This is a genomic window from Pseudomonas sp. B6(2017) (assembly GCF_002112765.1).
GTDB lineage: Bacteria > Pseudomonadota > Gammaproteobacteria > Pseudomonadales > Pseudomonadaceae > Aquipseudomonas > Aquipseudomonas piscis.
The window spans coordinates 21,964-46,622 of sequence record NZ_NEIQ01000018.1; the positions used below are offsets into that span (position 1 = coordinate 21,964).

Here is a 24,659-nt window from a genome sequence, read left to right on the forward strand (position 1 = left end):
ATCCATTGCCGACGCCCTGCGTTCCCGCTCGGGACGGGCAGGGCACTGACCAAGACAGGACTTCCAATGATCGATAAAAACCACTGCCTGCGCCTCGATGAACAAGATGCCCTGGCGCCGCTGCGCCAGCGCTTCGCCTTGCCCGAGGGGGTCATCTACCTCGACGGCAACTCCCTGGGCGCGCGCCCCGTGGCCTCCCTGGAGCGGGCCCGACAGGTGATCGAGCAGGAGTGGGGCGATGGCCTGATCCGCAGCTGGAACAGCGCCGGCTGGCGCGACCTGTCCCAGCGCCTGGGCGATCGCCTGGCGCCGCTGATCGGCGCCGATGCCGGGGAAGTGGTGATCACCGACACCACCTCGATCAACCTGTTCAAGGTGCTCAGCGCCGCCTTGCAGGTGCAGGCCGAGCGCGCGCCCGAGCGCCGGGTGATCGTCTCCGAAAGCAGCAACTTCCCCACCGACCTGTACATCGCCGAAGGCCTGACCCAGCTGCTCCAGCAGGGCTATTCGCTGCGCTTGGTGGACAGCCCCGAGCAGGTGCCGGCGGCCATCGACCAGGACACCGCGGTGGTGATGCTCACCCACGTCAACTACAAGACCGGCCACATGCACGACATGCAGCAACTGACCGGGCTGATCCACGAGGCCGGCGCCCTGAGCATCTGGGACCTGGCCCACTCGGCCGGCGCGGTGCCGGTGGAGCTCAAGCGTTGCGGCGCCGACTACGCCATCGGCTGCACCTACAAGTACCTCAATGGCGGCCCCGGCTCCCAGGCATTCGCCTGGGTCGCCCCGGCACTGTGCGACTTGGTGACCCAGCCGTTGTCCGGCTGGTTCGGCCATGCCCGGCAGTTCGACATGGCCACCGCCTACGAACCCAGTAGCGGTATCGCCCGCTACCTGTGCGGCACCCAGCCGATCACCTCGCTGGCGATGGTCGAGTGCGGCCTGGAGATCTTCGAGCAGACCGACATGCAGAGCCTGCGGCGCAAGTCCCTGGCCCTGACCGACCTGTTCATCGAACTGGTGGAGCAGCGCTGCGCCGGCCACCAGCTCACGCTGGTGACCCCCCGTGAGCACGCCAAGCGCGGCAGCCACGTGAGCTTCGAGCATCCCGAGGGCTACGCGGTGATCCAGGCCCTGATCGCCCGGGGCGTGATCGGCGATTATCGCGAGCCGCGAATCATGCGCTTCGGCTTCACCCCGCTGTACACCACCTTCAGTGAGGTGTGGGACGCGGTGCAGATCCTCGGCGAGATCCTCGATGCCAAGACCTGGGCGCAACCGCAGTTCCAGGTGCGCCACAGCGTGACCTGAAGCCGCTAGCCGCTGGCGCAGGCCGCGACCGGGTCCGGCTCGCTCGCGGCCTGCGCCGCATGACGACACTGCGTGGCACAAGGACGCGCCGCCAAATAGATCAACACGTGCACACAACAATAAAGAGGCACTGAACGTGACCACCACCAACAAGGGTTTCGAAGCGATTTCCAATCGCGAGCACGGCCTGAGGCGGCAGCTGACCGCCGGCCAGATGAGCATGATCGCCATCGGTGGAGCCATAGGTACCGGGCTGTTCATGGGCAGCGCCTATGCCATAGGTTATGCCGGGCCCAGCGTGCTGCTCAGCTATGCCATCGGCGCCCTGATCACCCTGCTGCTGATGGGGTGCCTGGCGGAAATGACCGTGGCCCATTCCACCTCCGGCTCCTTCGGCGCCTATGCCGAGTTCTACATCGGGCCCCTGGCCGGTTTCCTGGTGCGCTATGCCTACTGGGCGGCCATCGTCCTGGCGGTGGGGGCCGAGGTCACGGCCATCGCCATGTACATGAAGTACTGGTTCGCCAACGTGCCGGAGTGGGTGTGGATCATCTCCTTCTCCAGCATGCTGATCCTGCTCAACGCCATCAGCGTGAAGACCTTCGGCAACTTCGAATACTGGTTCTCCACCATCAAGATCGCCGCCATCGTCGGCTTCATCATCCTGGCGGTGTACGTGGTGTTCGGCTCCGGCAACCCCGACTACGGAGTGCACAACTACAGCGCCCACGGCGGCTTCTTCCCCAACGGTTTGCAGGGCATGTGGATCGCGGTGATCGTGTCGATCTTCAGCTACCTGAGCGTGGAGATGATCGCGGTGGCGGCCGGTGAGGCCAAGGATCCGCAGCGCGCGGTGAAGCAGGCGTTTCGCGCCACCATCCTGCGCCTGGTGGTGTTCTACCTGCTGACCCTGGCACTGATGCTGGCCATCGTGCCCTGGGTCCAGGCGGGCAAGGCCCAGAGTCCGTTCGTCACGGTGATGCAGACCATCGGCATTCCCGGGGCCACCGGGGTGATGAACTTCGTGATCCTGATCGCCGCGTTGTCGGCCATGAACAGCCAGCTCTACATCACCACGCGGATGATGTTCAGCCTGTCCCGCGCCGGTTATGCGCCCAAATCCATGGGCGCCCTGAGCAAGAGCGGGATCCCGCTCAATGCCTTGCTGCTGTCCAGCTCCGGCATCGCCCTGGCGACCCTGATCAACGTGTTCTACCCGGAGAGCTCGTTCGCCCTGATGATGGCGATCTCGATGTTCGGCGCGATCTTCACCTGGTTCATGATCTTCCTCACCCACTACTGCTTCCGGCGCTACCACCAGCGCCATGGCGAGCAGCCGTTGTCGTTCCGCATGCGCCTGTTTCCCTACAGCACCTTGCTCGGCTTGTTCCTGATGGGGGCGGTGATGATCACTACCTTCTTCACCGATGCATTCAAGATGACCCTGGTGTTCGGCGTACCCTTCCTGCTGTTGCTGAGCCTGGTCTACTGGCTGTTCTTCCGCCGGTCCAGGAGCTCGGCCGCGTTGTCGCAAGTCTGATGCGCCGCTTCCCGGGCGGCCCTGGCAGACCGTTGAAAAACATAGGCGATGGCAACGCCGCCAGTTTTTCAACGGCCCGCTAGAGGCTGTCCAGGGGGCACTCCTCCCGGGCCTGTTGCAGGCTGTCCTCGAAGGCTTCCAGTCGGGCGTGCAGTTGTTGCAGGTCATCGATCTGGCGCCGCAGGTCGCGCTTCTTGCGCGCCAGGGCCGCCTGGACCTGGTCCCAGGGGAAGGCCTGGCCCTGGTGGGCGGCGAATACCTGTTGCAGCTCCTTGAGCTTGAATCCCAGCTGTTGCGCGCACTTGATGAACACCAGTTGCTCGACGCTCTGCGCGTCATAGAGCCGGTAGCGGCCCTGGCGCGGCGCTTCGGGCAACAGGCCGATGGCCTCGTAGTGGCGGATGCTCTTGATGGTGGTTCCGGACAATCGCGCGGCTTGGCCGATGTACATGGCGGCTTCCTTGTGCTGGACCGGGCAGGTTGGCCGGGTGCCGCGCATTATCGGGCAGATTCAGCGCCTGGCAAGTCGCTCCGCCTGCTGCAACCAGCTGGCGCGGGCCAGGTCGCTGGCGTCCAGCACCGGGCCGAAAGCCAGGGTGCGCAAGGTGCGGATGCCGCAGAAGGCCAGGGTGGTGCGGCGCATCTGGTGCAGGCCGGGCATGCGGTAGAACCAGCGGTAGTACCAGGGCGGGGTGTCCATGGTCACCAGCAGGTCGGCGGTGCGGCCCTTGAGCAACTGCTCGGGAAAGGCCTTGCCGGGGCGGTACTTGAAGGCGTAGCCGGGCAGCAGCACCCGGTCGAGAAAGCCCTTGAGCAAGGCCGGGATCCCGCCCCACCAGATGGGGAAGACCCAGGCCAGGTGCTCGGCCCAGAGGATATCGGCCTGGGCTCGCTGCAGGTCGTCCTCCAGTGGCTGGATCCGTCGGTAACCCTCCTGCAGCACCGGATCGAAGCGCAGGTCGCCCAGGTACAGGCAGCGCACTTCATTGCCGGCCTGCTGCGCCGCGGCGACATAGCGCTCGCTCAATGCCGCGCACAGGCTGGCGCGGGAGGGGTGGCCGAGAATCACCAGGATGCGTTTGCTCATTGCCTTGGTCCTTGAGGAAGAGGCCCGCAGGCTAAGGTCTGCCCCTAGGGGTAGAGTCAAGGTTCGAGCAAGGCCTGGCACAGCTCCTGGGCATACAGCGGCAAGGTGGCGAAATCCCGGGCGCACAGCAGCAACCGGCGCCGGGCCCAGGGCTCGCCCAGGGGCCGGGCATGCAGGGCCAGGTGGCGGTTGCGTTCCACGGCGGCCTGGGGCACCAGGGCCAGCCCGGCGCCACGGGCCACCATGCGCAGGGCGGCGTCGAAGCCTTCGGCGCGGATTCGCAACTGCATGCGCCGGCCCAGGTGCAGGGCCTGTTCTTCCAGGTACACCGCCAGGGCGCTGTGGCTGGCCAGGCCGACATAGTCGTGGGCCAGGGTGTCGCTGAAGCGCGGTTCGGCCTGCTGGCGCAATGGGTGGTCCACAGGCATCGCCAGGAACAGCGGGTCGTCGCGAAACGGCCGGCTCTCCAGGCCATGGGTATCCACGGCGTCGGAGACGATGCCCAGCTCCGCCGCGCCCTGGCGCAGGGCATGGGTGATGCGCATGCTGGGCAGCTCCTGCAGCTCGATGTCGACCTGGGGCCGGCCACGCAGAAAGTCCGCCAGCAACTCCGGCAGGTATTCGCTCAGGGCGCTGGTGTTGCACAGCAAGCGCACCTGGCCCTTGACCCCCCTGGCGTACTCGGTGAGGTCCTGTTGCAGGTGCTCGGCATACCGCAGCAGGGTCCGGGCGTGCTGGGCCAGGGCCTTGCCGGCCGGTGTCGGGCTGACCCCGCGACGGCCACGTTCGAGGAACTCGATCCCCAGGGAGCTTTCCATGGCGCGGATCCGCGCGCTGGCGGCGGCCAGGGACAGGTGGCTGCGGTGGGCACCGGCGGTGATATTGCCGGCTTCGAGGACATTCAAGTACAAGCGCAGGTCCACCAGGTCGAAGTGCATGCGGGGCCTCCACAGCCAGGGTATCGAGAGCCAGCCTCTTGTACGGCAAGAGGCTGGCTCAGTATATGGCAGATTTTCAGCGCAGCCTGGCGAGTGCAGGATAGGCCCATGAATACTTCCCTCGCGTTCTATCAGGATCTCGGCCTGGCCCTGTCTTTATGGGTGCTCGGCATCTTCGTCATGGCTGGCATGGTCAAGGGTGTGATCGGCCTGGGCCTGCCCACGGTGGCCATGGGGCTCCTGGGGCTGGCTATGGCTCCGGCGCAGGCTGCGGCCTTGCTGATCATTCCGGCGAGCCTGACCAATCTCTGGCAACTGGCTTTGGGTGGGCACCTGCCGGCCCTGCTCAGGCGTTTGTGGCCGCTGTTGTTGGCGACCTGCGCCGGTACCCTGGGCGGCTGCCTGTGGCTGGGCATCGATGGTGGGCCGTGGGTGGTGCGGGGGCTGGGCGCGGCGCTGTTGCTCTATGCCCTGGCGGGCCTGTGCTTGCCGCAGCTGCGCATCGCCCCGGCCCATGAGCGTTGGCTGGCGCCCTTGTGTGGGTTGGCCACTGGCCTGGTCACTGCGGTCACCGGGGTGTTCGTGATTCCGGCGGTGCCTTACCTGCAAGCGTTGGGCCTGGGCCGCGATGCGCTGGTCCAGGCCCTGGGCCTGTCATTCACCGTCTCGACCCTGGCCCTGGCCGCCGGCCTGGCCTGGGGCGGTCAACTGGGCGGTGCGGAGCTGGGGGCCTCGTTGCTGGCCCTGGTTCCGGCGCTGCTGGGCATGTGGCTGGGGCAGTGGTTGCGCCAGCGCATCAGCGCATTGCTGTTCAAGCGGGTGTTCTTCATCGGCCTGGCCCTGCTGGGGGCCCACCTGCTCGTCAGCGGCTAGCAGAAGCCGGGCTGAGCATGTCGATGGCGCGGATCTCGAAGTCGCGTTCCAGATACTCCATGCGCGCATCGCGGAACTGCTTCATGTGCGGCAGGTTGGAGTGCACGTCCAGTGCCTCCTGGGACTCCCAGACTTCGTAGAAGATGAACAGGCTGGGGTCCTGCCGGTCGCGCAGCATGTGGTACTCGATGCAGCCGGGTTCGGCCCGGCTGGCGGCGACATAACCCAGGAACAGCGCTTCGAATTCGGCAGCCCGTTCGGGGCGGGTCTTGGCATGGAGGATGAAAGCCTGGCGGGACATGGCGATGCACTCATGGCAAAGGAAATTGCCAGGGATTCTAAGGCAACAATCAAGGTTTGATTCATGCCTTTACGGCAAATGTATTTTGAGCGCCCGGGGCTTATTCCCGCGCGAGCCCTTCACTAACCTGCCGCCCTCGTTTTCCACCCCAACGGCCTGGCGTCGCGCGACGCATGCAAGGGGCCGTTCCCGCGACAGGGCCCGCTCATGAAAAAAGTACTGCTGCTCAATGGCGCCAAGCAATTCGCCCACTCCGATGGCCGCTACAACACTACCTTGCATGAGGTTGCGCTGGCGGTGCTGGATCGTGGCGGCCTGGACGTCAAGGTCACCCATATCGACCAGGGCTACGACGCCCAGGAAGAAGTGGCGAAGTATCTCTGGGCCGACGTGATCGTCTACCAGATGCCTGCCTGGTGGATGGGCGAGCCCTGGATCGTCAAGAAGTACATCGACGAAGTCTTCACCCAGGGTCACGGCAGCCTGTATGCCAACGACGGCCGGACCCGCTCCGACGCTTCGCAGAAGTACGGCAGCGGCGGCCTGGTCCAGGGCAAGCAGTACATGCTCTCGCTGACCTGGAATGCACCGCAGCAGGCCTTCGACGACCCGAGCGATTTCTTCGCAGGCAAAGGGGTGGACGCGGTCTATTTCCCGTTCCACAAGGCCAACCAGTTCCTGGGCATGAGCCCCCTGCCGACCTTCCTCTGCGTCGACGTGATGAAGCGTCCGGACGTCGAGGGCGACGTGCGCCGCTATGAGCAGCATCTGCGCCAGGTGTTCGGCCTTGAGGCCCAAAGCCGCTAATATCGGTAGGCCGTTCCTGTAGCCGCCGCGCGTCGCAGTCTGCGCGCGGCTACAGCTACCAATCGATAGAGGGTTCCCTGTGAAAGCCAGATCCGACGAACTGCAGATCTTCGTCTGTGTCATCGAGTGCGGTTCCATCTCCGCCGCCGCCGAGCAGGTCGGGCAGACGCCATCGGCGGTCAGCCGCACCTTGTCGCGCCTGGAATCCAAGCTCGATACCACGCTGATCAACCGCACCACCCGGCGCATGGACCTGACCGAGGAGGGCAAGTATTTCTTCGAGCAGGCCAAGTCGATCCTCGACCAGATGGACGAACTGGAAGAGCGCCTGTCGTCGCGCCAGCAGACCCCTTCGGGACGCCTGCGGATCAACGCCGCCTCGCCGTTCATGCTGCATGCCATCGTGCCCTACATCGCCGAGTTCCGCAGTCTGTACCCGCATATCCAGCTGGAGCTCAACAGCAACGACCTGATCATCGATCTCCTGGAGCAGAGCACCGATATCGCGATCCGCATCGGCACCCTGGCCGACTCGACCCTGCATGCCCGCTCCCTGGGTTGCAGCCCGTTGCGCATCCTGGCCAGCCCGGCTTACCTGGAACGCCATGGCACCCCGCACAGCGTTGCCGAGCTCAGCGCACACACGCTGTTGGGCTTCACCCAGACCGAAAGCCTCAACCACTGGCCGCTGCGCCACCCCCATGGCGACCGCTGGCAGATCCAGCCGGGCATCAGCGCCTCCAGCGGCGAGACCCTGCGCCACCTGGTACTGGAGGGGCAGGGCATCGCCTGCCTGTCGCACTTCATGACCATCGACGACATCCGTGCCGGGCGCCTGATGCCGATCCTCGGCGAGTTCAACAGCGGCTACCGCCAGCCGATCAACGCCGTGTACTACCGCAACTCGCAGTTGGCCCTGCGCATCCAGTGCTTCCTGGACTTCATCCAGGGCAAGCTGGCCGACTACGCTGACCCGGGCTTCGAGGGCTGAGGTCATGCTTCCCAGGCTGGGGATTCGTGATTCCTGCGCAAGAGTGATTTGGTCCAGCCCGGCTGTTTCGTCGGAACAGGCGCGCCGATACTGGCGCCATCACTTATCCACCCAGGGAGTCTCTCCATGAACGTATTCGTTACCGGTGCCGCGGGTTTCATCGGCGGTTCCATCGCCACCGGCCTGGTCAAGGCCGGGCATCAGGTCACTGGCCTTGTGCGCAGCGCCGAGCAAGCCGCCGAGCTGACGGCCCTGGGCATCAAGCCCGTGGTGGGCAGCCTGGACGACAGCGCCCTGCTGGGCGAACAGGCCCGGGCCGCCGACGCGGTGATCAACGCTGCCAGCAGCGACCATCGTGGTGCGGTGCAAGTGTTGCTGGCCGCGCTCAAGGGTTCGAACAAGCCGTTCCTGCATACCAGCGGTTCGAGCATCGTCGGCGACGCTTCCGGCGGCAAGGCCAGCGATACCGTCTACTACGAAGACCAGTTGCCGGAGCCCACCGTGGACAAGGCCGCCCGGGTGGCCATCGACAACCTGATCCTGGCGGCGGCCAAGGACGGGGTGAACTCGGCGGTGCTGTGCAACACCCTGATCTACGGCCACAGCCTGGGCGTCAAGCGTGACAGCGTGCAGCTGCCGCGCCTGCTCAAGCAAGCGCGCAAGAGCGGTGTGGTGCGCCACGTCGGGCCGGGGCAGAACATCTGGTCCAACGTGCACATCGAGGACGTGGTGGCGCTCTACGCCCTGGCCCTGACCGGCAACACCCCGGGCAGTTTCTACTTCGTCGAGAGCGGCGAGGCATCCTTCATCGACATGACCCGCGCCATGGCCCGTGCCCTGCATCTGGGCGAACCCGAGGACTGGCCGCTGCCTGCCGCCGAGGCCGAGTGGGGCTACGAGATGGCCAACTATGGCCTGGGCTCCAACAGCCGGGTGCGCGGCAAGAAGGCCCGCGAGCTGCTGGGCTGGGCGCCGCAGCGGACTTCGGTGCTGGAGTGGATCGAGCACGAGATGGTCTGAGGAACGTCTGCTCCACTGATCCATCTGCGACAAACGGCTGCCTGCGGGCGGCCGTTTTGCTGTGGGCGTTTGCCCTCCGCGCAACAAAGCGTCTAACAGGCCGTTGAAAAACGTAGGCGAGGCAGCCAGCGCAAGGCGAAAACAGGCGAAAAAGCGCAGTTTACAAATGGTAAATGAGCATTTTGACCGGGCTGGCGCACCAGCCTGTTTTTAACGCAGCGATGGCAACGCAGATAGTTTTTCAACGGCCTGCTAAGGTTCGTCTGGTCTGAAAACAACCATAAAGGACGGACTCCATGCGTATCTTGCCGTGCATGACCCTCACCCTGGGCCTGGCGCTCGCTGCCAGTATTCCAGCCTTCGCCGCGCCCCTTGAAGGCGGTGCGGTGGCCGCACCCAACCAGTACGGCGCCGATGTCGCGGCGCAGATCCTCAAGAAGGGCGGCAATGCGGTGGACGCTGCGGTGGCCACGGCCTTCACCCTGGCCGTGACCTATCCCGAGGCCGGCAATATCGGCGGTGGCGGCTTCATGACGCTGTTCATCGACGGCAAGCCGTATTTCCTCGACTACCGGGAAACCGCGCCCAAGGCCGCGACCCGCGACATGTACCTGAATGACAAGGGCGAGGTGATCGAGAACCTCAGCCTGGTGGGCGCCCGCGCCGCCGGGGTGCCGGGCACCGTGATGGGCCTGTGGGAGGCCCACCGGAAATTCGGCAAGCTGCCCTGGAGCGAACTCGTCACCCCGGCAGTGGCCTACGCCAGGAACGGCTTCAAGGTGGCGGAAAAGCAGTACCAGTACCGCGAGGATGCCTTGAAGCTGTTCAACGGCAGCACCAACTTCGGTGATTACTTTGGCAGCATGCAACCCGGCCAGACCTTCCGCCAGCCGGAGTTGGCGGCGACCCTGGAACGCATCGCCGATCAGGGCGCCAAGGAGTTCTACAGCGGCAAGACCGCCGACTTGCTGGTGGCCCAGATGCAGGCCGACAAGGGCCTGATCACCAAGCAGGACCTGCAGGACTACAAGGTCCAGTGGCGCCAGCCGCTGCAGGTGGGTTTCCGTGGCAACGTGCTGTACACCGCACCGCCGCCCAGTTCCGGCGGGGTCGCCCTGGCCCAGCTGATCGGCATCAAGGAAGAGCGCGCCGCGGACTTCAAGGGCGTCGAGCTCAATTCGGCCAAGTACATCCACCTGCTGGCGGAAATCGAGAAGCGCGTGTTCGCCGACCGTGCCGACTACCTGGGCGATCCGGCGTTTTCCGAGGTGCCGGTCAAGCCATTGACCGACCCGGCCTACCTCAAGCAGCGCGCGGCCCAGGTCAACCCCGACGCCATCTCGCCCACCGACAAGGTGCGCCCAGGGCTGGAGCGGCACCAGACCACCCATTTCTCCATCGTCGATGCCCAGGGCAATGCAGTGAGCAATACCTACACCCTGAACTGGGACTACGGCAGCGGCGTGGTGGTCAAGGGCGCGGGGTTCCTGCTCAACGACGAGATGGACGACTTCAGCGCCAAGCCCGGCGTGGCCAATGCCTTCGGCGTGGTGGGTGGCGATGCCAATGCCATCGCCCCGGGCAAGCGCATGCTGTCGTCCATGAGCCCGAGCCTGGTGACCCGCGACGGCAAGGTTACCCTGGTGCTGGGCACTCCCGGCGGATCGCGGATCTTCACCTCGATCTTCCAGGTGTTGAACAACCTCTACGACTTCCACCTGCCCCTGGAGAAAGCCGTGGCCGCGCAACGCGTGCATCACCAACTGCTGCCCAAGGACACGATCTACTACGACGCCTATGCGCCGCTCACCGGCCAGGTCGCCGATGAACTCAAGGCCATGGGCTACACCCTCGAGGACCAGGGCTGGGAGATGGGTGATATCCAGGCCATCCGGGTCAATGGTTCCCAGCTTGAAACCGCTTCCGACCCACGTGGGCGTGGCGTCGGCAAAGTCGTCAAGTAACCGCTGCGCCCTTGCCTGAGCCGGTACGCCGGTTCCGGCAAGGGCTTGGCTGCGCGCCGACGGCCGGCTGGTCGGCGGCGTCTTGATTCCGTACCATTCCCGCCTGATTTCCCCCGCCATTCCCCGGGCCCCTGCGCGGCCCAACTATCAGGTCAATCATGAAAGCAAAACGTCTGCGTGCCGATGTCCTGGCCGGACTCACTACCTCCTTCGCCCTGCTGCCCGAGTGCATCGCCTTCGCCCTGGTCGCCCACCTCAACCCGTTGATGGGCCTGTACGGCGCCTTCTTCATCTGCACCCTGACCGCGCTGTTCGGCGGCCGTCCGGGCATGGTCTCCGGTGCTGCCGGCTCCATGGCGGTGGTGATCGTCGCCCTGGTGGTGCAGCACGGCGTGCAGTACCTGCTGGCCACGGTACTGCTGGGCGGGCTGGTGATGATCGCCTTCGGCCTGCTGCGCCTGGGCAAGCTGGTGCGCATGGTGCCGCACCCGGTGATGCTGGGCTTCGTCAACGGCCTGGCGATCGTCATCGCCCTGGCCCAGCTGGAGCATTTCAAGAGCGGCGAGCACTGGCTCAGCGGCCAGCCGCTGTACCTGATGGCCGGCCTGGTGGCGCTGACCATGGCCATCGTCTACCTGCTGCCGCGCCTGACCCGGGCGGTGCCGCCGGCGCTGGTGGCGATCCTCGGCGTGGGCCTCCTGGTGTACGTGCTGGGGTTGCCGACCCGCACCCTGGGGGACATGGCCCACATCGCCGGCGGCTTGCCGGCGCTGGCGCTGCCGGAGGTGCCCTGGACCCTGGAAACCCTGGGCATCATCGCGCCCTATGCCTTCCTGATGGCCATGGTCGGCTTGCTGGAAACCCTGCTGACCCTGAACCTCACCGACGAGATCACCGAGACCCGCGGCTACACCAACCGCGAGTGCGTGGCCCTGGGCGCGGCGAACATGGTCTCCGGCGTCTTCGGCGGCATGGGTGGCTGCGCGATGATCGGCCAGACCGTGATCAACCTCAGTTCCGGCGGCCGTGGGCGCTTGTCCGGGGTCGTGGCCGGGGTGCTGATCCTGCTGTTCGTGCTGTTCCTGTCGCCGCTGATCGAGCGCATTCCCCTGGCGGCGCTGGTGGGCGTGATGTTCGTGGTGTCGCAGCAGACCTTCGCCTGGGCCTCCTTGCGGGTGGTCAACAAGGTGCCGCTCAACGACGTGCTGGTGATCCTCGCGGTGACGGTGATCACCGTGTTCACCGACCTGGCCACCGCGGTCATGTGCGGCATCGTCATCGCCGCCCTCAATTTCGCCTGGCAGCAGGCCCGCGAGCTGTACGCCGACAGCCACCTGGAAGCCGACGGCAGCAAGCTCTACCACCTGCACGGCACCTTGTTCTTCGCTTCCACCACGCCGTTCCTCAACCAGTTCGACCCGGCCAACGACCCATCGCGGGTGACCATCGACTGCCGGCACCTGAGCTTCGTCGACTATTCGGCCATCGCCGCGCTCATGACCCTGCGCGAACGCTATGCCAAGGCCGGCAAGCAGTTGCGGGTGCTGCACCTGTCCGAGCGCTGCAAGCAGCTGCTCAAGCGCGCCCGGGTCCAGCACGACTGACGGCCTGCGGGCGAGCCTTCGCGCTCGCCCGTCCCGCCCGACATATGCATGAAAATACCCGGTGCCGATTTTCATCACCGGGGCCTTGGCATAGCCATGCACGACAAAGCCTGCCTCTTTACGAAAATCAGTTTCATATGGTTTGAAATTCACTGCCTGAAGTGATTAAAAACTTTCATAACCATTCGAAACGACGCTGTTTTCAAGGAGGTATCCGTGGCTCCTGTACCGGCTTACGGACTGCTGGGTTACGCCGCAGTCGCCATCATCGCGTTGATCGTCCTGATCGCGCGCTACCGGCTCAATCCCTTCATCGTCATTACCCTGGTCTCGGTGGGCCTGGCGCTGGTGGCCGGCATGCCGGCCTCCGGGGTGGTGGCGGCCTATGAGGCCGGGGTCGGCAAGACCCTGGGGCATATCGCCCTGGTGGTGGCCCTGGGCACCATGCTCGGCAAGCTGATGGCCGAATCCGGCGGGGCCGAGCAGGTGGCCCGCACCCTGGTGGCCCGTTTCGGCGAGCGCAATGCCCACTGGGCCATGGTCTGCATCGCCTTCCTGGTGGGGCTGCCGTTGTTCTTCGAGGTGGGTTTCGTGCTGCTGGTGCCGATCGCCTTCACCGTGGCGCGGCGGGTCGGGGTATCGCTGCTGATGGTCGGCCTGCCGATGGTCGCCGGGCTGTCGGTGGTGCATGCCCTGGTGCCGCCGCATCCGGGGGCGATGCTGGCGGTGCAGGCCTACCAGGCACCGGTGGGACAGACCTTGCTGTACGCGATCCTGATCGGCGTGCCCACGGCGATCATCGCCGGCCCGGTGTATGCGCGGCTGATCGTGCCGCACATCCAGTTGCCGGCGCACAACCCGCTGGAGCAGCAGTTCATCAATCGTGAACCGCGCGTGCGGCTGCCGAGCTTTCGCCTGACCCTGGGCACCATCCTGATGCCGGTGGTGCTGATGCTGCTGGGCGGCTGGGCCAACCTGATCGCCGCCCCGGGTACCGGGCTCAACCAGTTCCTGTTGTTCATCGGCAACTCGGTGATCGCCCTGCTGATCGCCACCCTGGTGAGCTTCTGGACCCTGGGCCTGGCCCAGGGGCTGAACCGCGAGTCGATCCTCAGGTTCACCAACGAATGCCTGGCGCCGACCGCCGGCATCACCCTCCTGGTGGGCGCCGGTGGCGGCCTGAACCGCATCCTCATCGACTCCGGGGTGACCGAGCAGGTGACCGGCCTGGCCCATCAGTTCCAGCTGTCGCCGTTGTGGATGGGCTGGCTGTTCGCGGTGCTGATGCGGGTCGCCACCGGTTCGGCCACCGTGGCCCTGACCACCGCCTCGGGGGTGGTGGCGCCGGTGGCCGTCGGCCTGGGTTATCCCCACCCCGAACTGCTGGTGATCGCCACCGGCGCCGGCTCGGTGATCCTCTCCCATGTCAACGACGGCGGCTTCTGGCTGGTCAAGGAATACTTCAATATGAGCGTCATCCAGACCTTCAAGACCTGGACCGTGCTGGAGACCCTGATCTCGCTGATCGCCTTCGGCCTGACCCTGGTTCTCGCGGAGTTTCTCTAGATGGACATCCTTTACCAGATCCGCTCGCGCCTGGACGATCTCAGCACCGGGGAGGCGCGGATCGCCCGGCTGATGCTCGATGACGTGGGCTTCGCCGCCTCCGCCAGCCTCGAGGAGCTGGCCCGGCGCGCCGAGGTCAGTGCCGCGACCCTGTCGCGTTTCGCCCGCAGCGTCGGCTGCCGGGACTTGCGCCAGCTGCGCCTGCAACTGGCCCAGGCCAGCGGCGTGGGCAGCCGCTTCCTCGATCCGGGGGCGAGCACCGAGGCGTCCGGTTTCTACCGCCAGATCGTCGGCGATATCGAGGCGACGCTGCACCGGCACCTGGCGGGTTTCGAGGAGGCGCAATTCGCCGATGCGGTGCGCCTGTTGGGCCGCGCGCGGATGATCCACGCCTTCGGCACCGGCGGCTGTTCGACCCTGTGCAGCGCCGAGCTGCAGGTGCGCCTGGTGCGCCTGGGCTACTGCATCGCCGCCTGCCATGACCCGGTGATGATGCGGGTGACCGCTGCCTCCCTGGGACCGCAGCACGCAGTGATCGCCTGTTCCCTCAGCGGCCTCACCCCGGAGCTGCTGGACGCGGTGACCCTGGCCCGCAGCTACGGCGCCGCCGTGCTCGCCATCACCTTGCCCGACTCGCCCCTGGCCGGGCTGGCGGACGTGCTGTTGCCACTGCAAAGCGCCGAGACCCCGTTCATCTACAAGCCCACCGCCGCCCGCTACGGCATGCTGCTGGCCATCGACGTGTTGGCCACGGAACTGGCCCTGGCCATGCCCGACGACAATCAAGAGCGCCTGCGCAGGATCAAGCTGGCCCTGGACCATTACCGTGGCGGCGCCGACAGCCTGCCCCTGGGAGACTGACATGCGCTACGACACTCTGATCCGCAATGCCCTGGTCATCGACGGCAGCGACCGTCCTGGCTATCACGCCGACCTGGCCATCCTCGACGGGCGCATCCAGCGCATCGGCGAGCTGGCCGGTGCGCTCGCCGAGGTCGAGATCGATGCCGCCGGCCGCGTGCTGGCCCCGGGCTTCATCGATGTGCACACCCATGACGACACGGTGGTGATCCGCCAGCCGCAGATGCTGCCCAAGCTCAGCCAGGGGGTGACCACGGTGGTGGTCGGCAACTGCGGCATCAGCGCCGCGCCGGTGACCCTCAAGGGCGATCCGCCGGATCCGATGAACCTGCTGGGGCAGCGCGAGATGTTCGTCTACCCGCGTTTCGCCGACTACCGCGCGGCGGTGGATGCGGCCCGCCCGGCGGTGAATGTCGCGGCCCTGGTGGGACATACCGCCCTGCGCAGCAACCATCTGGCGGACCTGTACCGCACGGCGAGCGCCAGCGAGATCGCGGCGATGCGCGGGCAACTGCGCGACAGCCTGGAGCAGGGCGCCCTGGGCCTGTCCACCGGGCTGGCCTACGCCAGTGCCTTCTGCGCCGAGACCGATGAGGTGCGTCAGCTGGCCGAGGAGTTGACGGCCTTCGGCGCGCTGTATGCCACGCACCTGCGCAGCGAGTTCGAGCCGGTGCTGGAGGCCATGGACGAAGCCTTCCTGATCGGCCGTTCGGCCAGGGCACCGGTGATCATCTCCCACCTCAAGTGCGCCGGCGCCGGCAACTGGGGGCGCAGCCCGCAACTGCTGGCGGCCCTGGAACAGGCGGCGCAGGAGCATCCGGTGGGCTGCGACTGCTATCCCTATTCCGCCAGTTCCTCGACCCTGGACCTCAAGCAGGTCACCGATGCCTATCGCATCACCATCACCTGGTCCACGCCGCATCCCGAGCAGGGCGGACGCGACCTTTCGCAGATCGCCGCCGACTGGGGGCTGGACCTGCAGGCCGCCGCCAAGCGCCTGCAACCGGCGGGAGCGGTGTACTACGGCATGGACGAAAGCGACGTGCGGCGCATCCTCGCCCACCCGCTGACGATGGTCGGCTCCGATGGCCTGCCGGAAGACCCGTTCCCCCATCCCCGGTTATGGGGCGCCTTTCCCCGGGTGCTGGGCCACTTCAGTCGCGACCTGGGGTTGTTCCCGCTGCACACCGCGGTGCACAAGATGACCGGCCTGTCGGCGGCGCGCTTCGGCCTGCGCCAGCGTGGCGAGATCCGCGAAGGCTATTGGGCCGACCTGGTGCTGTTCGATCCAGAGCGGGTCCGGGACGTGGCCGACTTCCAGGAACCACGGCGCCCGGCCCAGGGGATCGACGGGGTCTGGGTCAATGGCGTGAGCAGTTATGCCGCCGGCCAGGCCAGCGAGCAGCGCCATGGGCGCTTCCTGCCCCGGGATGGCGATTTGCGCCAGGGCTTCGATGCGCCAGGCTGATTTGTTGATCGCCGTCACAGTAGTGGCGCATTGATATTAAAGAAAGCTCGCGTGGCGCCGAAGTGCTGGCAATCGGGGTCGCTCTCAGCGACCTGTTTCCAGTCAGGGAGTCACCTAATGTGCTTTGGCAAAACCACCCCCGTCCTGCGCATCTTCGATGAAGCCGAGGCCCGGGCGTTTTACCTGGACTTCCTGGGCTTCCACCTCGATTGGCAGCACCGCTGCACCCACGACCTGCCGCTGTACATGCAGGTCTCCCGGGGCGAGTGCGTGCTGCATCTGTCCGAGCACCAGGGCGACGGCAGCCCGGGCGCCGCGCTGCGCATCCATACCGACGAACTGGAGGACTTCCAGCAGCAGCTGCTGGCCAAGCAGTTGCCGTTCACCGATCCGCGTATCCAGGCCATGCCCTGGGGCAGCCTGGACATGACCATCAGCGATCCTTTCGGTAACCGGTTGGTATTCACCAATACCATCAGTGCCTGATGCGGGTCAGGCCTGTGCGCAGGGGAGGGCAGCCTGGCGAAACTGGCCCGGGGTCAGGCCGGTGCGGGTCTTGAAGCTGCGGTGGAACGAACGGGGTTCGGTGAAGCCCAGGCGATCGGCGATGTCGTGGATCGACAGCTCGCTGTGCCGTAGATAGTGCTCGGCCAACTCCTGGCGCAGGTCGTCGAGGATCTGCTGGTAGGAGGTGCCGGCCTTGAGCAGCTGGCGCTGCAAGGTACTGACCGACACTTGCAGCTGTTCGGCCACCTGTTCCTTGCGCGGCAGGCCATCCTTGAGCAGTTGGCGCAGGACGTTCTGCACCTGCAGCGCCACCGGCGCATCGGCCAGCGAGGCCATCATCGCCTGGGCATGGTCTTCCAGGGTCTTGAGCAGCCGCGCATCGGCCTGGCGCAGGGGCAGTTGCAGGTAGTGCAGGGGTGCCACCAGGGCCGAGCAGGGTTGCTGGAACAGCACCGGGCAGCCAAATAGCGCTTCGTATTGCTCGAGCCGGGCCAGTTCCGGCAGTGGATGCTCGAACCACACCGCACCCGGCGAAAGCTGCGAGTCGGCGATCCAGCGGGCATACAGCAGCCAGGAGGCGAGCACGTTTTCCACCAGGTGCCGGCGGATGTCCGGGCGTTGGTGGCGGCAGCTCCAGATCAGGCGTACTTCGTCGCCTAGCACTTCGGCGCGGCTGGTGCCCATGTCCCCCACCAGTTTCTCGAACGGCATGATGCGGCCCATGGCTTCGCCCAGGGTCGCGCAGTTCATGGTGATGTAGCCCAGTACGTTCCAGGAGTTGGGTTTGACGAAGCGTGCCGAATTGAGCCCGAACAGCGGGTCGCCCGAATGCAGGCAGAAGTAGTCCAGCAGGCGTTCATGGACCTCCACCGGCAGGCGCAGGCTGGTGTCGTTCAACTGCGCCGCCTGCAAGCCGGCGGCCGCCAGCGCCGGTTCCGTGGCGATACCCAGCTGCTCGGCATAGAGCAGGTACTTGAGCAGGGGCGGGACCGAGGTAAAACCGAGGCTGGGCATGATTGGGTTCCTGGCAACGAATCCTTCGGACAGCAGGATGGAGACCGGGAAAGGTAAGGGCAAACCGCGAACGCTGTAAATGCCTGTCCGACAGGCCTCATGTAGCCGCTGCCGAAGGCTGCGGCTACATGAGCGAAGGGCGTGCTACAAGTCAGACGCGGAAGTGGCTGACCATCATTTGCAGTTGGCCGCCCAGGCGGGCCAGCTCGACGCTGGAGGCCGCGGTTTCCTCGCTGGCGGCGGCGGTCTGTTCCGACACATCGCGCACGTTGATGATGCTGCGGCTGATCTCCTCGGCCACGGCGCTCTGTTCTTCGGCCGCGGCGGCGATCTGCTGGTTCATCGACTGGATGTTGGACACCGTGCGGGTGATGTTCTCCAGGGAGGCGCCGGCCTTGCGCGTCAGGTCGACACTGCTGTCGGTCAGCACCCGGCTGTTGTGCATCACGGTCGCCACTTGCTGGGTACCGTTCTGCAGGCCGGCCACCAGTTCCTCGATTTCCTCGGTGGACTTCTGGGTGCGCTGGGCCAGGGCCCGGACCTCGTCGGCCACCACCGCGAAACCACGACCGGCTTCACCGGCGCGGGCGGCTTCGATGGCGGCGTTCAGGGCCAGCAGGTTGGTCTGTTCGGCCACGGCCTTGATCACGTCCATGACGCTGCCGATCTTGTCGCTTTCCTGTTGCAGCATGTTCATGGCGTCGGTGGAGCGCACCACTTCGCTGGCCAGGCGCTCGATCTGCTCGATGGCCTGGGCCACCACCTTGTCGCCTTCGCGGGCTTCGCCATCGGCGGCGGCCGCAGCCTGGGAGGCTTCCTCGGCGTTGCGCGCGACTTCCTGCACGGTGGCGGTCATCTCGTGCATGGCGGTGGCTACCTGGTCGGTCTCGACTTTCTGGCTGTTGACCCCGGCGCTGGTTTCCTCGGTCACCGCCGACAGTTCCTCGGCGGCACTGGCGATCTGGGTCACGCCGTCGCGGATACCGCCGATCAGCTCGCGCAGGGTCACGCCCATGCGGGCGATGCCTTGTTGCAGCACGCCCAGTTCGTCACGACGGGTGACGTGCAGGTCCTGGGTCAGGTCGCCGGAGGCAATGCGCTCGACCGCTACCAGGGTCTCGCGCAGCGGACGGGTGATCTGGCGGGTGATGATCACCGCGGCCAGCACGCCCACCAGCAGCGCCAGCAGGGTGCTGGTCAGTTGCAGGCTACGGGCCTGGGCACTTTCGACATCGCGGCGATCCAGCTGGATCTGGTACAGGGCATCGCTGCGCTCGACGATATCGGCGCCTTGGTCGGTCATTTCCTTGCGCGCCTGCACGGCGTCGGAGAAGGCTGCCTTGAAGGTCTGCAGCGAGCTGCGGTAGCCGGTCAGGGCCGTGGTCAGGCGTTGCAGGACATCGCCTTGGGTGCGGCTGAAGTGCTTGTTCAGCTGCTCGAGCTCGGTGATCGCGGCGTTGAGCTGGGCGACGGCCTTCTGCTCGGTCTCCGGGTTGCTGGTGGTGACGTAGCCACGCACTTCATAGCGGGCCAGCTGGAAGGCTTCCTTGGCCTCGGTGATGGCCTGGAACTGTTCGAAACGCTCGTCGCTCAGGGGCATCTGCTTGACACGCTCGTTGATCCCGTTGATCAGGTCGTTGGCGTCGTCGGCATTCTGGTTCATGGCCTGGCGCGCGGCGTTGCCGGTGCGGTAGGCGTTGCGCATCTTGTTCAGCGAGTCCTGGTAGGCGGCGATGGTCGCGCCCAGGCCTTGCAGCAGCTTGATGTTCTCCGGGCTCTGGAACGACGCCAGGAGCTTCTTCTGCTGGGCGCTGAAGTCGTCCAGGGTGACCTGGACATTCTGCGCGGCGGTTTCGTCGCCGTTGGTCAGCATGTATTGCAGGCGTGTGACTCGCAGCTTGGTCAGGCCGATGTTCAACTGGGTGATGTCGCTCATCCAGTTGCTGCGGTCGATCATGCCGCCCAGGCTGGTCCAGCCGGTCAGTGCAAGAATGGTGGTCAGGGCCAGGACCAGGCCGAAGCCCAGGCCCAACTTAAGGTTGACGCTGATGTTGGCGAACCAGCTATTCATTGAATTCCTCCAGGAACGTAGCGCTTCTTGATCTCAGTTGGCCGGAAGATTGTTGTTCTTGGTGACCAGCAAGGTGATTTGTAGGGGGTGTATCGGCGGGATGTGCCATAGCTAAAACGATTTCGTCGGCATTGCGCCAAGACAATGTTTCAGGCTTTGACGGCTATTTTGCGGGATGCACCGCCTTTGCGTTGAGCTTTTTTTCACATTGATTTCACCGCTGCCCCACGGTCATCCCCCTAGAGTCTGGCCGGTCGCTGCCCTTGGGCATGCGGCGCAGCTCGTCTGCCACCAGGCCTGCCTGGCCTCGGCACGGGCTGCTCGATAACCCGGATCATTCTCTAAAGGGCGACTGGAACGTGACCACAAGACTGGTATTGGCGCAGGCCAGGGGCCCATCCCTGGGACGCACCCTGGCCCGTTACAAGCGGCACCTGGCGTGGTTGCTGGGCCTGGGCCTGGGCCTTTTGGCGGGCCTGTACCTGCTCCAGTCGGCGGCGGTTCCCGACCTGGCCCACGGCAATGCCAGTGGGCTCAAGGCGTTGGCCAGCGGTTGGGCCAAGGGCGACATGATCGTCCTGGTGCGCCATGTGGAGCGCTGCGACCAGTCCAATGCCCCTTGCCTGGGGCCGGCCGACGGTATCACCGACCGCGCCCGGGACGTGGCGGTGGGGCTCGGTGCGCGGTTCGAGCAACTGGGCCTGGCCCATGCCGACATCTACAACAGCCCCCTGACCCGCACCGCGCAGACTGCCGGCTACATGTTCAGCAAGGTCAGCAGCGGCGACAACTGGCTCTTCAACTGCAAGGGCAACATGTTGCGCGACGCCCTGGCGCACAAGGTCGCCGGACATAACCTGGTGCTGGTGACCCACAGTGAATGCATGGCGCAACTGGAACGTGACCTGAAGCTGGCGACTCCGACCCTGGGATACGGCGCGGCCCTGTTCGTCACCACCGACACCCTGGACGGCGCACCGAAGATGCTCGGGTCGATCGAAGCCAGCGATTGGCGCTCGGTGAGCCTCAAGCCCTGAGGTCACCGAGTGGACGCGACTCTTGCCGATTCGCCTCTGGCTGGCCCATGGCATGAGCCTGCCCTGGTCTGCCGGGTGCGTCATCGGCACAGGCCAGAGGTGCTCGTTCAGCGGGAGGTACTGGCGTCCAGGCGCCGGATATTGCCGATCTGGCGCAGGCTCAGGCCGTATTTGTCTGCCAGGACGCTGCGTGAAATCCCGCCCATGCTCTCCAACTGGATGTTCTGGTTGCGGATCTGCCGGCAGAAGTGGTCGGCCTTGGGAATTTCCAGGGCCAGGCCCGCGAAGCGCTCGATCAGTGCATTGAGGGCATCGGCCGGCAGGATCAGGGCCAGGGTGGTGCGTTGGGCGTGCTTGGGGATGTACTTGGGGCGGCCGCCGTATTCGCAGGTCAGGCGATAGGCGTTTTCCAGGCCGATGCAGTCGATGAGGGCCTGGAGCGAATGGGGAAGTTGGCGAACATCGATAAGGCTGAGGTCTTTCACGTCCATTTGGTACCTCCTTGGAATTATGGATAAAGCCGGTTCGATGCTAAGGAGATGTCCATTCCGGTTTGCAGTAGGAAATCTCTCCCTTATTTCGGGGAACTATTACACCCCGATGTTGTATCGGCCCCAGCGCTGCTGCGCTGGATCGCGTCCGACGAACTGGGGAGGTGCGCGCCAGGTGGTCGCCAATTCCTGCGCCCGCCCAAGGGGCGCCAGGGCGCGAGCTATAGCGGGGGGGAATGATAAAAGGAGAAATTCCGGGGGTGGGCCGAATAATGGCTATTTGCCAATTTGCCGAGTAGAGTGCCGCCGCCCGGGAAATGATTCCCCGGCGTTTTGCTCATGGAGTCGTGTCGTGAAGTACATCAATAAAGTCGTTGCCACTGTCTGTTTCGGCGTGGTTCTCGCTGGTTGCACCGGCGCTCCGATGAAGACCCAGCAGCTGGACAGCAGCCAGTACACGGTCATCGGCCACAGTGAAGCGACCGCCACCGGGATCATGCTGTTCGGGTTCATCCCGATCCAGCAGAACAGCCGTTTCGTGCGTGCCCAGAATGCTGCCATCAAGGCCAAGGGCGGCGATGCGCTGATCAATACCCAGGTCCAGGAAAACTGGTTCTGGGCCTGGGTGCTCAATGGCTATACCACCAAGGTCTCCGGTGACGTGGTCAAGCTGAAGAACCCGCAGTAATCCTGCGCTTGCCGGGTGCGACCGACTCGCTCCGACAAGCTCGACGGCACCCCGATGGGTGCCGTTTTTCGTTGTGTCAGTGGGTGGGTGCCAGGTTGACGAAATAGTAGGCCTGGCGTCCCACCATCATCATTTTCTGCACCTGCAGCGGCGACTTGGGTGGCTCCAGCCCGCCCAGTATCGCCATGTGCTTGGGCGACTCGGCGAGAAACGCCATGAGCTGGGCCTCGGACTCCAGGTCCTGGAGCACCGTCTGGACGTAGAACACACTGGCTCCGGCGATGCGTTCGCGGGCCTGGTAGAGCACCAACTGGTGGCCCTCGGCGCGTAGCGCCTTGATCTGGTCGGTCACCGGCACGAAGGACATCTCGCGGTCCAGGCGCGGCGCGAACCACTGGGCGTTCGCCAGGTAGGCGGCCACCACCAGGCCCATCAGCCCCACGACCAGGCCCTTGCGTCGGCGTCCCACCGCGCTCCAGAACCCATTGCCCGCAGCGCGCCGGGCGAGGCGCTGGTACAGCACCGCCCCGTACTCGGCCGCCAGCACCGCCGCTGCCGGGGTCAGCGACATCAGGTACACGGTGCGCTTGCTCGACGCCAGGCACAGCAGGGTGAACTGCGCCAGCAGCCAGAGCACGAAGAACAGCAGGTAGCGGTTGTTCGCCAGTTCCTTGCGCCAGTGCCACAGGCCCAGGTAGACCAGGATGTTCCACGGCAGGAAGGCCTGGGGCAGCTTGGCCAGGTAGTAATAGAAGGGTTCGTAGTGGCCGGCCTCGACGAAGGAGCCGCTGAAGCGTCCGATGCTGTTGGTCCACAGCACTTGCGCCAGGGCGGCCGTGCCGCCGCGCTGGTACAGCAGCGCCAGCCAGATCGCCAGGGGCACCAGGCCCAGCAGGGTCAGCAAGGCGGGGCGTACCCAATGGCCCAGGGCCAGGCGCTTGGCAAGCAGGCTGTCCACCAGCAGGTAGGCGAAGATCACCACCCCCGGCATGGCCAGGCCCAGTACTCCCTTGCTCAGGGTGGCGATGGCGATGCCGGCGGCGAATGCCAGCCAGGCCAGGGGGGCTGGCTGGCGCTCCTGCTGGCGCCGGTGGGCCTGGAAGAACGCCAGCAGGGCCAGGGTCACGCCCAGGCTCAGCAGTGCATCCTCGCCCACGCCGCGTACGTTGCTCCAGTAGCTGGCCATGGTCGCCAGCATCAGCCCGGCCATCAGCGCCACTGCGGCGGGACGCCCGAAACGCCGCAACAGGCCATACAGCAGCATGACGCTGAACAGCCCGGCAAAGGCCGAGGCCAGGCGTACCGACAGGGGCGTACCGCCGAAGGCGCGGATGGCGCCGGCATCGAGCCACAGGCTCAGCGGCGGTTTCTCCAGGAAGGGCACGCCGAACAGGCGCGGAGTGACCCAGTCATCGTCCAGGTGCATCTGCATGGCGATCCCGGCGACCCGGGTTTCGGTGGAACCCTGCAGCTCATGGTTGCCCAGGGCGAAGAAGAACAGCAGGCAGGCCAGCAGGAACAACAACGGGGCAGGTCGTGACATGGATGGCGTCCGGGGAGGCAGGCGAGGGCTGCGGGCAAGCGCCGGAGTATACGCAGGCGAGTCTTAACGAATTGTGAACAAGTGGAGGGTTTTGGTGACAGTCGTGCTTAGCGGTCAGGGGGCGGTTGGGGCGCCGGCCAGGGGCCTCAGGTGATCCCGGTAGGAGCAGCCGGTCGACGCTCGAATGCTCGCGAGGGACGTCAACGGTAGCGCGTATTGGCTGGATAAACGCAGCGTTCACAAGTCCATCGCGGGCAAGCCTCGCCCCTACCATTTCCTTGACTGATCGGCATTGCAACCGCGGCGGGACTTCGGCGTACGCCGTGTCCAGTATCAGGCCAACGGCTTCCAGGTCACGCAACTGCCTGGTCGGCGGGCGTTGGGAAATCCCGGGCAGGCGCCATTGCAACTCATTGAAGCGCAGGAGAGTGTCGGGCGCTGGCGCGTCAGCGCAGATGGCGCCCGCTGCGCCACCAGAATATCAACCCCAGGAAGGCCCCCGAAGTGCTGAACAGCGGCGCCATGGACGCGTAGTTCTCCAGCTGGCTGGGCACTGGCGGCTCTTCGGGCAGGTCGACGTAGGAATCGGGCATCAGGGTCATCACCACGGGAATGGTCGGCAAGGCAAAGACTGCACCACAAAACAGATAGATCAGCACGTTGCGCCAGGCAAAACGATGGGCCAGCCAGAAGAACAGGGTGCAAGGCAGGGCTGTGAGAATACCGATCACCAGGCCGCTCGCCACCAGGGTCAGCAGGCCCATGAACAGCACCTGGAAAATCTCGGTCCAGCGCACGGTGCCGGCGCCGGCCAGCATCATCAGCATGAGTCCTGCCGACGCGACCACGGCCAGGGCGGTGACGCCGATGAAGTAGGCGGCGAACCAGTCTTCAGGTTGCACTGTGCGTTGGGTCGGGGGTGTCGAGGACATGGAAATATCGCTTCAGCAGGTAGGTGGGCTGGCCAAGGT

24 protein-coding genes and 1 pseudogene are annotated in these 24,659 nt (G+C 65.5%); 14 read left to right on the plus strand and 11 right to left on the minus strand.

From position 1 onward, the window contains the following. The first annotated feature begins 66 nt into the window (after positions 1-66). Both kynU and CAG11_RS26360 read left to right on the plus strand, forming a co-directional pair. A complete protein-coding gene (kynU, locus tag CAG11_RS26355; RefSeq protein ID WP_085598895.1) occupies positions 67-1,317 on the plus strand; it encodes a kynureninase in 1,251 nt (416 codons plus the stop codon). A 136-nt stretch (positions 1,318-1,453) separates the two neighbouring features. Then, positions 1,454-2,857 (plus strand): amino acid permease, encoded by a 1,404-nt coding sequence (locus CAG11_RS26360; protein ID WP_085598896.1) that lies wholly within the window; start codon positions 1,454-1,456, stop codon positions 2,855-2,857. A 79-nt stretch (positions 2,858-2,936) separates the two neighbouring features. Here CAG11_RS26360 and CAG11_RS26365 read toward each other — a convergent pair whose 3' ends face one another. From CAG11_RS26365 to CAG11_RS26375, 3 genes are read right to left on the minus strand one after another with little or no spacing between them, the layout of a single operon-like run. Beyond that, entirely contained in the window at positions 2,937-3,308 is a 372-nt protein-coding gene (locus tag CAG11_RS26365) for a MerR family transcriptional regulator (protein WP_085598898.1), read from the minus strand. Positions 3,309-3,368: 60 nt separating this feature from the next. Continuing rightward, the gene (locus CAG11_RS26370; protein ID WP_085598900.1) at positions 3,369-3,944 is read right to left on the minus strand and encodes an NAD(P)H-dependent oxidoreductase; all 576 of its coding nucleotides are present in this window, start codon (positions 3,942-3,944) and stop codon (positions 3,369-3,371) included. 56 nt (positions 3,945-4,000) lie between these two features. After that, positions 4,001-4,882 (minus strand): LysR substrate-binding domain-containing protein, encoded by an 882-nt coding sequence (locus tag CAG11_RS26375; protein WP_085598902.1) that lies wholly within the window; start codon positions 4,880-4,882, stop codon positions 4,001-4,003. Between the two features lie 108 nt (positions 4,883-4,990). On the opposite strand from CAG11_RS26375, the gene CAG11_RS26380 reads away from it, so the two are divergent. After that, the gene (locus CAG11_RS26380; protein WP_085598904.1) at positions 4,991-5,755 is read left to right on the plus strand and encodes a sulfite exporter TauE/SafE family protein; all 765 of its coding nucleotides are present in this window, start codon (positions 4,991-4,993) and stop codon (positions 5,753-5,755) included. Here CAG11_RS26380 and CAG11_RS26385 read toward each other — a convergent pair. Then, positions 5,745-6,056 carry a putative quinol monooxygenase gene (locus tag CAG11_RS26385; RefSeq protein ID WP_053136805.1) on the minus strand — a complete coding sequence of 104 codons (312 nt, stop codon included), beginning with the start codon at positions 6,054-6,056 and terminating at the stop codon, positions 5,745-5,747. The genes CAG11_RS26380 and CAG11_RS26385 overlap by 11 nt on opposite strands. Positions 6,057-6,263: 207 nt before the next feature. On the opposite strand from CAG11_RS26385, the gene CAG11_RS26390 reads away from it, so the two are divergent. The 9 genes from CAG11_RS26390 (at position 6,264) to CAG11_RS26430 (ending at position 16,823) form a co-directional block, all read left to right on the plus strand. Beyond that, positions 6,264-6,863, plus strand: coding sequence for an NAD(P)H-dependent oxidoreductase (locus CAG11_RS26390; protein WP_085598906.1), 600 nt, complete (start codon positions 6,264-6,266; stop codon positions 6,861-6,863). Positions 6,864-6,942: 79 nt separating this feature from the next. Beyond that, on the plus strand, positions 6,943-7,854 hold the full coding sequence (locus tag CAG11_RS26395; protein WP_085598909.1) for a LysR family transcriptional regulator: 912 nt from the start codon (positions 6,943-6,945) through the stop codon (positions 7,852-7,854). Between the two features lie 126 nt (positions 7,855-7,980). Then, complete coding sequence (locus CAG11_RS26400; protein ID WP_085598911.1) at positions 7,981-8,874, plus strand: NAD-dependent epimerase/dehydratase family protein; 894 nt, start codon at positions 7,981-7,983, stop codon at positions 8,872-8,874. A gap of 296 nt (positions 8,875-9,170) precedes the next feature. Beyond that, positions 9,171-10,838 (plus strand): gamma-glutamyltransferase, encoded by a 1,668-nt coding sequence (gene ggt / locus CAG11_RS26405; protein WP_085598913.1) that lies wholly within the window; start codon positions 9,171-9,173, stop codon positions 10,836-10,838. Between the two features lie 158 nt (positions 10,839-10,996). Then, positions 10,997-12,442, plus strand: coding sequence for a SulP family inorganic anion transporter (locus CAG11_RS26410; RefSeq protein WP_085598915.1), 1,446 nt, complete (start codon positions 10,997-10,999; stop codon positions 12,440-12,442). 216 nt (positions 12,443-12,658) lie between these two features. Then, positions 12,659-14,008 (plus strand): gluconate:H+ symporter, encoded by a 1,350-nt coding sequence (locus tag CAG11_RS26415; RefSeq protein WP_085598917.1) that lies wholly within the window; start codon positions 12,659-12,661, stop codon positions 14,006-14,008. Then, the gene (locus tag CAG11_RS26420; RefSeq protein WP_085598919.1) at positions 14,009-14,869 is read left to right on the plus strand and encodes a MurR/RpiR family transcriptional regulator; all 861 of its coding nucleotides are present in this window, start codon (positions 14,009-14,011) and stop codon (positions 14,867-14,869) included. A gap of 1 nt (position 14,870) precedes the next feature. Further along, positions 14,871-16,337 (plus strand): amidohydrolase family protein, encoded by a 1,467-nt coding sequence (locus CAG11_RS26425; protein WP_085598921.1) that lies wholly within the window; start codon positions 14,871-14,873, stop codon positions 16,335-16,337. A gap of 117 nt (positions 16,338-16,454) precedes the next feature. After that, positions 16,455-16,823 (plus strand): glyoxalase superfamily protein, encoded by a 369-nt coding sequence (locus tag CAG11_RS26430; protein WP_085598923.1) that lies wholly within the window; start codon positions 16,455-16,457, stop codon positions 16,821-16,823. Positions 16,824-16,829: 6 nt separating this feature from the next. On the opposite strand, the gene CAG11_RS26435 is transcribed toward CAG11_RS26430, so the two are convergent. From CAG11_RS26435 to CAG11_RS34570, 3 genes and pseudogenes are all read right to left on the minus strand, one after another. Further along, on the minus strand, positions 16,830-17,858 hold the full coding sequence (locus tag CAG11_RS26435) for an AraC family transcriptional regulator (protein WP_085598925.1): 1,029 nt from the start codon (positions 17,856-17,858) through the stop codon (positions 16,830-16,832). A 151-nt stretch (positions 17,859-18,009) separates the two neighbouring features. Continuing rightward, positions 18,010-18,873, minus strand: a complete 864-nt coding sequence (locus CAG11_RS34565) for a methyl-accepting chemotaxis protein (RefSeq protein WP_371263511.1) — start codon at positions 18,871-18,873, stop codon at positions 18,010-18,012. A gap of 42 nt (positions 18,874-18,915) precedes the next feature. After that, positions 18,916-19,815, minus strand: a pseudogene (locus CAG11_RS34570) (methyl-accepting chemotaxis protein); the annotation flags it as partial. A 473-nt stretch (positions 19,816-20,288) separates the two neighbouring features. Between CAG11_RS34570 and CAG11_RS26445 the strand changes: the two are divergent. Continuing rightward, on the plus strand, positions 20,289-20,966 hold the full coding sequence (locus CAG11_RS26445) for a histidine phosphatase family protein (RefSeq protein WP_085598930.1): 678 nt from the start codon (positions 20,289-20,291) through the stop codon (positions 20,964-20,966). 107 nt (positions 20,967-21,073) lie between these two features. Here CAG11_RS26445 and CAG11_RS26450 read toward each other — a convergent pair whose 3' ends face one another. After that, a complete protein-coding gene (locus CAG11_RS26450; protein ID WP_085598932.1) occupies positions 21,074-21,457 on the minus strand; it encodes a transcriptional regulator in 384 nt (127 codons plus the stop codon). Between the two features lie 352 nt (positions 21,458-21,809). Here CAG11_RS26450 and CAG11_RS26455 point away from each other — a divergent pair, with 352 nt between their 5' ends. Then, on the plus strand, positions 21,810-22,145 hold the full coding sequence (locus tag CAG11_RS26455) for a hypothetical protein (protein ID WP_085598934.1): 336 nt from the start codon (positions 21,810-21,812) through the stop codon (positions 22,143-22,145). Positions 22,146-22,221: 76 nt separating this feature from the next. On the opposite strand, the gene CAG11_RS26460 is transcribed toward CAG11_RS26455, so the two are convergent. The 3 genes from CAG11_RS26460 to CAG11_RS26470 are packed head-to-tail and all read right to left on the minus strand — an operon-like array spanning position 22,222 to position 24,620. Next, positions 22,222-23,688, minus strand: a complete 1,467-nt coding sequence (locus CAG11_RS26460; RefSeq protein ID WP_085598936.1) for a glycosyltransferase family 39 protein — start codon at positions 23,686-23,688, stop codon at positions 22,222-22,224. Next, the gene (locus CAG11_RS34195) at positions 23,618-24,145 is read right to left on the minus strand and encodes a winged helix-turn-helix transcriptional regulator (RefSeq protein WP_371916605.1); all 528 of its coding nucleotides are present in this window, start codon (positions 24,143-24,145) and stop codon (positions 23,618-23,620) included. The genes CAG11_RS26460 and CAG11_RS34195 overlap by 71 nt, the downstream gene beginning before the upstream one ends. Then, positions 24,135-24,620, minus strand: a complete 486-nt coding sequence (locus tag CAG11_RS26470; RefSeq protein WP_177409182.1) for a hypothetical protein — start codon at positions 24,618-24,620, stop codon at positions 24,135-24,137. Before CAG11_RS26470 ends, CAG11_RS34195 begins: the two co-directional genes overlap by 11 nt. Positions 24,621-24,659: the final 39 nt, after the last annotated feature.